The 10953-nt window shown below is 64.2% G+C and carries 4 protein-coding genes and 3 rRNA genes; 4 read left to right on the top strand and 3 right to left on the bottom strand.

Translation table 11 applies throughout. From position 1 onward, the window contains the following. Nucleotides 1–338: 338 nt before the first annotated feature. From HDA43_RS26635 to rrf, 3 genes are all read left to right on the top strand, one after another. Nucleotides 339–1858, top strand: a 16S ribosomal RNA gene (locus HDA43_RS26635). A gap of 403 nt (nt 1859–2261) precedes the next feature. Beyond that, nucleotides 2262–5380, top strand: a 23S ribosomal RNA gene (locus HDA43_RS26630). 172 nt (nt 5381–5552) lie between these two features. Continuing rightward, nucleotides 5553–5669: ribosomal RNA gene (rrf, locus tag HDA43_RS26625) — 5S ribosomal RNA — on the top strand. Together the 16S, 23S and 5S rRNA genes form the textbook arrangement of a ribosomal RNA operon. A 755-nt stretch (nt 5670–6424) precedes the next feature. On the opposite strand, the gene HDA43_RS35400 is transcribed toward rrf, so the two are convergent. Next, entirely contained in the window at nt 6425–6811 is a 387-nt protein-coding gene (locus tag HDA43_RS35400; protein WP_246424519.1) for a PhzF family protein, read from the bottom strand. Between the two features lie 191 nt (nt 6812–7002). On the opposite strand from HDA43_RS35400, the gene HDA43_RS26615 reads away from it, so the two are divergent. Beyond that, complete coding sequence (locus tag HDA43_RS26615; RefSeq protein WP_179817696.1) at nt 7003–7395, top strand: cell division protein SepF; 393 nt, start codon at nt 7003–7005, stop codon at nt 7393–7395. Between the two features lie 142 nt (nt 7396–7537). Here the strand turns inward: HDA43_RS26615 and HDA43_RS26610 are convergent, their stop codons facing one another. Then, nucleotides 7538–8866 (bottom strand): hypothetical protein, encoded by a 1329-nt coding sequence (locus tag HDA43_RS26610; RefSeq protein ID WP_246424518.1) that lies wholly within the window; start codon nt 8864–8866, stop codon nt 7538–7540. Between the two features lie 145 nt (nt 8867–9011). Beyond that, the gene (gene argS / locus HDA43_RS26605; protein WP_179826197.1) at nt 9012–10760 is read right to left on the bottom strand and encodes an arginine--tRNA ligase; all 1749 of its coding nucleotides are present in this window, start codon (nt 10758–10760) and stop codon (nt 9012–9014) included. Between the last annotated feature and the right edge of the window lie 193 nt (nt 10761–10953).

Raw genomic sequence — 10953 nt, 5'->3', positions numbered from 1 at the left:
GTTTGAGGTTGCCCCGGAAACGGGACGCCCGAATTCCCTTCGGGTCGGTGGAATCGAAGAAAGTCGCTCCGAAAGAGCGGTTTGACACGAAAAAGCCGGTCTGAAAGAATAAAGGCACAACGAAACGAACGAAACGCCCCGAAGAAACGGCCCTGAGGGTCCGGATCGACGGTGAACGCGTCCGTTTCTTGAGAACTCAACAGTGTGTTAAAAGCCAGTGCATGATGCACAACCCCGTCCCACCCGCTCGGTGGGAGGACGGATTCCTTTGGTTGATGCACCTCGTCTCCTTCGCTGGGGATGGGGATGCTTTCAGCCGGGAGAAACTCTGTAGACATTGTTTGGAGAGTTTGATCCTGGCTCAGGACGAACGCTGGCGGCGTGCTTAACACATGCAAGTCGAGCGGAAAGGCCCTTCGGGGTACTCGAGCGGCGAACGGGTGAGTAACACGTGAGTAACCTGCCCCTGACTCTGGGATAAGCCCGGGAAACTGGGTCTAATACCGGATACGACACGCTTCCGCATGGGATGCGTGTGGAAAGTCTTTTCGGTTGGGGATGGACTCGCGGCCTATCAGCTTGTTGGTGGGGTAACGGCCTACCAAGGCGACGACGGGTAGCCGGCCTGAGAGGGCGACCGGCCACACTGGGACTGAGACACGGCCCAGACTCCTACGGGAGGCAGCAGTGGGGAATATTGCGCAATGGGCGGAAGCCTGACGCAGCGACGCCGCGTGGGGGATGACGGCCTTCGGGTTGTAAACCTCTTTCAGCAGGGACGAAGTTGACGTGTACCTGCAGAAGAAGCGCCGGCTAACTACGTGCCAGCAGCCGCGGTAATACGTAGGGCGCAAGCGTTGTCCGGAATTATTGGGCGTAAAGAGCTCGTAGGTGGCTTGTCGCGTCGGATGTGAAAGCTTGGGGCTTAACTCCAGGTCTGCATTCGATACGGGCTGGCTAGAGGTAGGCAGGGGAGAACGGAATTCCTGGTGTAGCGGTGAAATGCGCAGATATCAGGAGGAACACCGGTGGCGAAGGCGGTTCTCTGGGCCTTACCTGACGCTGAGGAGCGAAAGCGTGGGGAGCGAACAGGATTAGATACCCTGGTAGTCCACGCCGTAAACGTTGGGCGCTAGGTGTGGGGACCTTCCACGGTTTCCGCGCCGTAGCTAACGCATTAAGCGCCCCGCCTGGGGAGTACGGCCGCAAGGCTAAAACTCAAAGGAATTGACGGGGGCCCGCACAAGCGGCGGAGCATGTTGCTTAATTCGACGCAACGCGAAGAACCTTACCAAGGCTTGACATCGCCCGGAAAGCTCTGGAGACAGAGCCCTCTTCGGACTGGGTGACAGGTGGTGCATGGCTGTCGTCAGCTCGTGTCGTGAGATGTTGGGTTAAGTCCCGCAACGAGCGCAACCCTTGCTCCATGTTGCCAGCACGCCCTTCGGGGTGGTGGGGACTCATGGGGGACTGCCGGGGTCAACTCGGAGGAAGGTGGGGATGACGTCAAGTCATCATGCCCCTTATGTCTTGGGCTGCAAACATGCTACAATGGCCGGTACAGAGGGTTGCGATACCGCAAGGTGGAGCGAATCCCTAAAAGCCGGTCTCAGTTCGGATTGGGGTCTGCAACTCGACCCCATGAAGTCGGAGTCGCTAGTAATCGCAGATCAGCAACGCTGCGGTGAATACGTTCCCGGGCCTTGTACACACCGCCCGTCACGTCACGAAAAGTCGGCAACACCCGAAGCCCGTGGCCCAACCCTTTGGGGGGGAGCGGTCGAAGGTGGGGCTGGCGATTGGGACGAAGTCGTAACAAGGTAGCCGTACCGGAAGGTGCGGCTGGATCACCTCCTTTCTAAGGAGCACCGGCCGGCAGCACGCCACCCGCTGGGGTGGGGGCTGATCGGTCCATGCCGTGGCCGCGAGCGAACGTCTCGCGCACGGTGCGCTCATTAGTGGAGCACTGGCTATTCGGTTCAGCGGAGTCGCTGGCCGGCTAGTACCGCCTCCGGGGTTCGCTCTGGGGAGTGGGAACGGCGGTTGCGAGGGGTTTCGCTGGTCCGGACACACTGTTGGGTCCTGAGGAAACGGACCAGGCGGGCCCGCTGTTCGGGCGGGCTCGCGGTTTGGTTTTCCCTCTGCGGGACCGTCCGCCTGTCATACCGGCTCATCTCTGTGGGGGTGGGTGTCTGGTGGTGGGGTCGTGGTGGTCGCTGCGTGTTGTTTGAGATTTGCATAGTGGACGCGAGCATCTTTGTGGCCAAGTTTTTTAGGGCACACGGTGGATGCCTTGGCATCAGGAGCCGATGAAGGACGTGGGAGGCTGCGTTAAGCCCCGGGGAGTCGCCAACCAGACGTTGATCCGGGGATGTCCGAATGGGGAAACCTAGCACCAGTCATGTGGTGTTGCCTCCGCCTGAATGTATAGGGCGGTTGGTGGTAACGCGGGGAAGTGAAACATCTCAGTACCCGTAGGAAGAGAAAACAAATAGTGATTCCGTGAGTAGTGGTGAGCGAAAGCGGAAAGAGGCTAAACCGGGCGCGTGTTAAAGCCGGCGGGCGTTGCGTGTTCGGGGTTGCGGGACCTTCTGAAGGTCTCTGCCGGGACTGTGAGCAGTGAGAAATCGATGGGGTAGCCGAAGCTTCTGGGAAGGGGCGCCGGAGACCGTGAGAGCCGGGTAGGCGAAATCCTGTCGACTGCTGGAGGGGATCCAAGTAGCACGGGGCCCGAGAAATCCTGTGTGAATCTGCAGGACCACCTGGTAAGCCTAAATACTCCCTGATGACCGATAGTGCACTAGTACCGTGAGGGAAAGGTGAAAAGTGCCCCGGTGAGGGGTCGTGAAAGAGTACCTGAAACCGTGTGCCTACAAGCCGTAGGAGCGTGAGCGGGGTTCGCCCTGCTCGTGATGTGACTGCGTGCCTTTTGAAGAATGAGCCTGCGAGTTGCGGTGTGTGGCGAGGTAAACCCGTGTGGGGTAGCCGTAGCGAAAGCGAGTCTGAATAGGGCGTTTGAGTCGCATGCTGCAGACCCGAAGCGGAGTGATCTAGGCATGGGCAGGTTGAAGCGCGGGTAAGACCGCGTGGAGGACCGAACCCACCAGGTGAAAACCTGGGGGCTGACCTGTGTTTAGGGGTGAAAGGCCAATCAAACTCCGTGATAGCTGGTTCTCCCCGAAATGCATTAGGTGCAGCGTCGCGTGTTTCTTGCCGGAGGTAGAGCACTGGATGGCCGATGGGCCCGACAAGGTTACTGACGTCAGCCAAACTCCGAATGCCGGTAAGTGAGAGCGTGGCAGTGAGACTGCGGGGATAAGCTCCGTAGTCGAGAGGGAAACAGCCCAGACCACCGACTAAGGCCCTAAGCGTGTGCTAAGTGGGAAAGGATGTGGAGTCGCAGTGACAACCAGGAGGTTGGCTTAGAAGCAGCCACCCTTGAAAGAGTGCGTAATAGCTCACTGGTCAAGTGATTCTGCGCCGACAATGTAGCGGGGCTCAAGTACACCGCCGAAGTCGTGGCATTCACGCATTAACCCTGGCTTTTGTCGAGGGGTGTGGATGGGTAGGGGAGCGTCGTGCGGCCGGCGAAGCAGCGGAGTGATCCAGTTGTGGAGGCCGTGCGAGTGAGAATGCAGGCATGAGTAGCGAATCAGAAGTGAGAAACTTCTGCGCCGGATGACCAAGGGTTCCTGGGCCAGGCTAATCCGCCAGGGTAAGTCGGGACCTAAGGCGAGGCCGACAGGCGTAGTCGATGGACAACGGGTTGATATTCCCGTACCCGCTGTGATGCGCCCATACTGAACCCAGTGATACTAAGGGTCCTTAACCCGGTCTGCTCTTCGGAGCGGGCGTCAGGGTGAACGCCTGACCTGATCTGGTAGTAGGTAAGCGATGGGGTGACGCAGGAAGGTAGCCCATCCCAGCGATGGTTGTTCCTGGGGTAAGCGTGTAGGACGAGGGGTAGGCAAATCCGCCTCTCATGGGTCTGAGACGTGATGCCGAGCCGATTGTGGCGAAGTGGGTGATCCTATGCTGCCGAGAAAAGCCTCTAGTGAGTGTCATGGCGGCCCGTACCCGAAACCGACTCAGGTGGTCAGGTAGAGAATACCAAGGCGATCGGGTGAACTGCGGTTAAGGAACTCGGCAAATTGCCCCCGTAACTTCGGGAGAAGGGGGGCCTTCGCTGGTGATGAGTCTTGCACTCGGAGCTGGTGGGGGCCGCAGAGGCCAGGGGGAAGGCGACTGTTTACTAAAAACACAGGTCCGTGCGAAGTCGTAAGACGATGTATACGGACTGACGCCTGCCCGGTGCTGGAACGTTAAGGGGACCGCTTAGCATGCCTTCGGGTGTGCGAAGGTGAGAACTTAAGCGCCAGTAAACGGCGGTGGTTAACTATAACCATCCTAAGGTAGCGAAATTCCTTGTCGGGTAAGTTCCGACCTGCACGAATGGCGTAACGACTTCCCCGCTGTCTCAACCGCAGACCCGGCGAAATTGCACTACGAGTAAAGATGCTCGTTACGCGCAGCAGGACGGAAAGACCCCGGGACCTTCACTACAGCTTGACATTGGCGTTTGGAACGGTTTGTGTAGGATAGGTGGGAGACGGTGAAGCTGGGACGCTAGTTCCGGTGGAGTCATTGGTGAAATACCACTCTGGTCGTTTTGGACGTCTAACTTGGGTCGTGATCCGGATCAGGGACAGTGTCTGGTGGGTAGTTTAACTGGGGCGGTTGCCTCCTAAAGGGTAACGGAGGCGCCCAAAGGTTCCCTCAGCCTGGTTGGCAATCAGGTGTCGAGTGTAAGTGCACAAGGGAGCTTGACTGTGAGACCCGGCGGGTCGAGCAGGAGCGAAAGCTGGGACTAGTGATCCGGCGGTGGCATGTGGAAGCGCCGTCGCTCAACGGCTAAAAGGTACCCCGGGGATAACAGGCTGATCTTCCCCAAGAGTCCATATCGACGGGATGGTTTGGCACCTCGATGTCGGCTCGTCGCATCCTGGGCTGGAGTAGGTCCCAAGGGTTGGGCTGTTCGCCCCATTAAAGCGGTACGCGAGCTGGGTTTAGAACGTCGCGAGGACAGTTCGGTCCCTATCCGCTGCGCGCGCAGGAGACTTGAAAGGGGCTGTCCTAGTACGAGAGGACCGGACGGACGAACCTCTGGTGTGCCATTTGTTCCGCCAGGAGCACGGCTGGTTGGCTACGTTCGGGAGGGATAACCGCTGAAAGCATCTAAGCGGGAAGCTTGCCTTGAGATGAGGTCTCCCACCCCGTGAGGGGGTAAGGCTCCCAATAGACGATTGGGTTGATAGGCCGGAGGTGGAAGCGCAGTAATGTGTGGAGCTGACCGGTACTAATAGGCCGAGGACTTGACCATAAAGCGTTCGTGTGGTTTCTGCAGCGCTCTGTACTCTTCGCCGGGTCCGGAGCAGGCGCGTGATCACTGGTTTTGCTCGCGTCCACTGTGTGATTCTGAGGCAGCAGGCACCGTCTGCACCCCCGGGATGTCGGTTCCGGGTCGGTGCGTGTGTTTGTGTGTTTCATAGTGTTACGGCGGTTATGGCGAAGGGGAAACACCCGGTTACATTCCGAACCCGGAAGTTAAGCTCTTCAGCGCCGATGGTACTGCACCGGGGACGGTGTGGGAGAGTAGGTCGCCGCCGGACAATCTTTTGGAGAGGGCCGCCCCCTGGTTTCACCGGGGGAGCGGCCCTTTCCGCATTTCCGGGGTTCTCTTGCGATTCATGCATGTTTTTCCACTGCCCGGGTGAGGCGCTTTTTTAGTATGTGCGGTTCTTTTCCATCTGCCGGGATTCTCGTGTCCAAACGTCAGACGGGCTTTTGTTCGAGCGCGTTCGGCGCGAACCGGCTGGAGGTCGTGGCTCCCGATGGGCCGCGGGACCGACACGACCTGGAGTCTCCGCCGGCGCCCCGGAGCTCCGGGAAGCGCCCATGGCCCCGGTCGGCACGCCTGAAGTCCCCGGGAAGCGTTCGGGGCCCCGGGGCGGGGTCTCGGATGACGCGCTCGGGGTCTCAGGCGTGGAGCTCGCCGGAGAGGACGGTCACCGCCCGGCCCGACAGCTCGACGCGGTCCCCCCGCACGGTCGTGCGTATCGTCCCCCCCTCGGAGAGCTGCTCCCGAGGAGGGTGCCGAGCCGAGCTTGGCCGTCCAGTACGGCGCCAGGGCGCAGTGGGCCGAACCGGTGACCGGTCCTCCGGGACGCCGACCCTGGGGGCGAAGAACCGCGAGACGTAGTCGACGCCGGGACGAGCCGAAGGGCGGTCACGATGACCCCTCGGGCGTCCACGGCCCCAGGCGGGGAAGTCGGGGGAGACGGCGCGTACCTCCTCGGACTCCACCTCCACGAGTAGTCCCAGACGTTCCTGCCGGCCCACCGGGGAGTGACCCCCAGCGCCTCCGTCAGGCCCTCCGCGGATCGGTCTCCTCCAGGGGCTTGGCGGGAAAGTCCATGGTGATCAGACCCGTTTCGTCCCTGGTCACGGCGAGGATTCCGCTCTTCGTGGCGAACTTCAGGGTTTCCGGAGCCGTTCCGGTGGAATACAGGACGGGCGCCGTCGCCAAGGTCGCGTGTCCGCACAGGGCCACCTCGGTCGCCGGGGTGAACCAGCGGAGCGAGTACGGCTCGCCGGCCTCTCCTCCGAGGAGGAAGGCGGTCTCGGAGTGCCGCATCTCCGCGGCGAGGGCCTGCATCCAGGCGTCCGGTGCCGGATTGTCGAGTAGGCAGACCCCCGCCGGGTTACCCTTGAAAAACTGGTCGGTAAATGAATCGACCGTGTAGATGCGCATGTCCATAATGCTAGTCGTGATGCAATATCCGCCCAGAAGTGGGTATGAGGGTCGGGTGGACCAGTGCGCTAGCCGTACAAAGTGGGAATAAGCCCTGGGCGTGTCGCGCGGCGAACTTCAATTCGTCGGTTACCGTCCAAGGTGGAGGGACAAGCCGGCTGCGGCGTGGTCCTGTAGGAAAGGACGAGCCGATGGGGGCAGTGCGCAAGGTGGCGACATACCTTGGCCTGAGCGGTGTGGAGGACTACGACGAGTCCTACGAGTACGTGGACGACGTCGAAGGCGAGGGTGAGGACTGGCAGTCCGCGTCGGAGCGCGCGGCCAGGCGCTGGCACTCGACCAGCGAGCCCTCGCAGATCGTGATGCTGACGCCGCGCAAGTACAACGACGCGCCGCTCATCGGGCGGCACTTCCGTGACGGTCAGACGGTCATCATGGACGTCAACTGCATGAGCACCGCCGAGGCCACCCGGATGGTCGACTTCGCGGCGGGTCTGGCCTACGGCTGCGAGGGTCGTATCGAGCGCATCGCCGAGAAGGTCTTCCTGCTGGCGCCCGCCGACGTGGAGATCACCACCGGCTGACCCTTTCGATCTTGGAACGTGCCCGGAGATGCCACGCCGCCTCCGGGCACGTCCGTGTCGGGAGGCGGTATGACCCGGGTTCCGGTTCCGTGGGTCTCCGTCCGGTCGCCCGCGGAGGGCGGGACGACCCGCAGGACGGAACCTAGCGGGCGCGGGGGCCCCTGCGGAGCAGGCGGGTCAGCTCGGCGAGGTCCGCCGCCGCGTCCTGGACGCGCTTCTCGTTCTCCCGGGCGTACTCGTGCAGCGCCCACACGGCGCCCTCCGCCAGTTCCCTCAGTTCGGAGAGCTGCGCGGTGACGTACTCGGCGTCGGCCCGCTCGCGCCTGCGCCGGTGCCAGAGCCCGTAGCCGCCCGCCGCGAACAGGGCCAGCGCGAGGCCCGCGAGGGGGAGCGTCGCCGAGGTGGCGAACGCCGTCGCCAGTACGGCCACGCCGAAGACGAGGAGCGCGTAACCCATCCAGGGACGGCCGCGGTCCGGCACACCCTCGACGGAGATCCGCTCCTCGGCCGCGGCCAGCGACTCGGGGTCCGGACCCTCGGGACGGAGCACCACGCTGTGCCCCAGGATCGGCATGGTGACCGACTCCGGCGGCTCGGCCTGGGTGGTCGTGACGAGGGTCTCCGCGGCGGACCGCACGATGGGCGCGGCCACGTGCAGGGCAATGCCCGCGAGGTGCAGGTCGGAGCCCGGCCGCAGGTCGGCGAGGAGATGGTCGATGAGCGGGCCGGGCGGTGTCTCGGGCTCGGCGGCGCCGATCAGGTGGCGTAGCGCGACGAGGAGCTTCTCCTCGGCTTCCGCGGACCTTCCCTCGGGGGTGGCCGGTTTGCGGCCGGAACCGTTCTGCCGGGTGGAGGTGATCTCGGTGCAGCGGCCGCGGAGGTGGGCGAGCTGTGCGGCGGCCTCAACCGGCTCGGCCAGCTCGGGAAGCTCGGCGAGCTCGGGGAAGTCGACCAGCGAGGGCGGTACCACCATCGCGGGCTCGTGCGGGGTCAGCGCGCTCAGCCAGCGTTCGGGCTCGGTGTGCGCGGGGATCGCCACCGCGTCGAGCCTGCGGAGCACGAAGATCTTGCCGGCGGGGCCGTACGCGCCCCGGGCGGCGGCGAGCCAGAGCGCGCGCTGGCCGTGGGTCACCGGCTGGTTCAGCGACAGCTCGCCGAAGGCGATGCCGAGCCAGGAGGCGTGGATCTGCTCGCCCTGCCCGGCGACGGCCAGGGCGAGGCAGAGGAAGAGCGCGGTCCGCCGGCCGTCGAGCTGGGCGGCGCGGCCGAGGGGTTCGAGGGCGTCCTCGCCCCGCAGGATCATCTCAAGCGCCTGGACGGCGGGCCTCAGCCAGTGCTCGGGCGCGTCCGAGGCCTCCGGTGGCATCGGGAGGCCGGCGCCGGTTCCGGCGGTCAGGCTTGTCAGGAGCGCCTCGGCGTAGCGGTGCGACTCCGTTCCGATGCGGGGGCTCGCGGTCAGGTCCGTGCTCAAGGCAGAGAACTCTCCGAAATCGTGACCGACTGACCGCGCCAGCGTAGTGCGATCCGGTCATCCCCGTCGGGAGGCGCGCCGAATCCAACTTTGCCGGATGATCGCCTCGATTTACCGAATCAAGGCGATCATCCGGTCGATGATCTCACATGCGCTCAGGCACCGGGATACCGAGCAGGTCCAGGCCGGTCACCAGGACGCGCAGGGTCAGCGCGAGCAGGGCCAGGCGCGAGGCGCGGGTGGCCGGCTCGACACCCTCCTTGAGCACGGGGCAGTGCTCGTAGAAGGTGGTGAGGGTGCTCGCGGTCTCGAAGAGGTAGGCGGCGAGCTTGTGCGGGACCGAACCCTCGGCCATCTCCAGCACGGCCGGGGCGAACCCGAGGAGCTGGAGGGCGAGGGCGCGCTCGGCCGGGTGGCCGAGGACGATCGGGCCGGTCGCCTCCGCCGGGTCGATCCCCCCCTTGCGGAAGATGGAGCGGATCCGGGCGGTGGCGTACTGCAGGTAGGGGCCGGTGTTGCCGGTCAGGGCGAGCATGCGGTCGAAGTCGAAGACGTACTCGCTGTCGTGGCTGACCGACAGGTCGGCGTACTTGACCGCGCCCATGCCGACGGCGTGCGCGATCTCCGCGCGGGTCGCCTCGTCGTAGTCGCGTTCGGCGATCACCGCGGCGGCCCTGGTCTCGGCCTCGGCGAGCAGGTCGAGCAGCTTGATGGACTCGCCGCTGCGGGTCTTGAACATCTTGCCGTCGCTGCCCAGCACGCTGCCGATCTGGACGTGCTCGGCGTTGACGTGGTCGGGCAGCCAGCCGGCCATCCGGGCGGAGGCGAACAGCATCGACATGTGCAAGGACTGGGTGGCGCCGATCACGTAGAGGATGCGGTCGGCCTTGAGGTCCTGGACGCGGTAGCGGATCGTCGCCATGTCGGTGGTGGCGTAGCCGTACCCGCCGTCGCTCTTGCGGATCATGAACGGGAGCGGCTGGCCCTCGCGGCCGGTGAAGCCGGACGGGAAGACGCAGAGCGCGCCTTCGCTGATCACGGCGATGCCGTGCTCCTGCAGTTCGTCGCAGACCTGGGCCAGCATGGGGTTGTACATGCTCTCGCCGGCGATGTCGGCGTCGGTCAGCGTCACTCCGAGCTGGGTGTAGACCTTGTTGAAGTAGCGGACCGTGGCGTCCATGAAGATGTGCCACAAGCGCATGGTCTCCGGCTCCTCGGCCTGGAGGGTGACCACGCGGGCGCGGGCGCGCCGGTTGAACTCGGGGTCGCTGTCGAACTTCGCGCGGGCGGCCTGGTAGTAGGCGTTGCCCTCGCCGGCCTCCAGCTGCGCCACGGCGGCGTCCTCGCCGATGTCGAGCAGGTGCTCGATGAGCATGCCGAACGGGGTGCCCCAGTCGCCCAGGTGGTTCTGCCGGACGACCCGGTTGCCGAGGTGCTCGTGGACGCGGACGAGCGCGTCGCCGACGATGGTGGTGCGCAGGTGGCCGACGTGCATCTCCTTGGCCGCGTTGGGCGCGGAGTAGTCGATCACGACGGTCTGCGATGACGCGGTCTCGGGAACGCCGGCCCGCGGGTCGGTGAGCAGCTCGGCGACCTGGCCGGTGATCCAGTCGTCGGAGAGGGTGATGTTCAGGAAGCCGGGGCCGCTGACCTCGACGGTGCCGGGGAAGGGCCGGCCCTCCCCGCTCGCGCCGGAGAGGCGGTCGGCGATCTCCTGGGCGACCTCGCGCGGGGCCCGTCGCAGTCGCTTGCTCAGACTCATCGCGACGTTCGCCTGGTAGTCGGCGAACTGCGAGGGACGGATCAGCGGGTCTGCGGTGGCGTACTCCGCACCGAATGCGGCGGCCAGCGCCTGCTGGACGCGCTCGGTGAGCACGAGCTGCGGGTCGGTCATGCATCAAGGGTATCGGTTGGCCTGCGGTGAACCGGCGACATATCGACCGATGACATGATCTTGAAAATGGTCGCCGGCGAGGTCGTGCGGGGTTCGTGTCGCCTCGTTCGGTGATCTCGCCGGACGCGGTGGTTCCACCCGCGTGAGGGATCTGTCCGGTGCGCGGTTCCAGCGGTCTCACTCGTGCGGCGGT

Source organism: Streptosporangium sandarakinum (assembly GCF_013409935.1).
GTDB lineage: Bacteria > Actinomycetota > Actinomycetes > Streptosporangiales > Streptosporangiaceae > Streptosporangium > Streptosporangium nondiastaticum.
The sequence above is the reverse complement of the archived record's forward strand: the minus strand, read 5'-3'. Positions and strand labels throughout refer to the sequence as shown.

Coding starts and splice junctions, on each gene's coding strand:
- HDA43_RS35400 (WP_246424519.1), bottom strand. CDS start 6,811: ATGCGCATCTACACGGTCGATTCATTTACCGACCAGTTTTTCAAGGGT.
- HDA43_RS26615 (WP_179817696.1), top strand. CDS start 7,003: ATGGGGGCAGTGCGCAAGGTGGCGACATACCTTGGCCTGAGCGGTGTG.
- argS (WP_179826197.1), bottom strand. CDS start 10,760: ATGACCGACCCGCAGCTCGTGCTCACCGAGCGCGTCCAGCAGGCGCTG.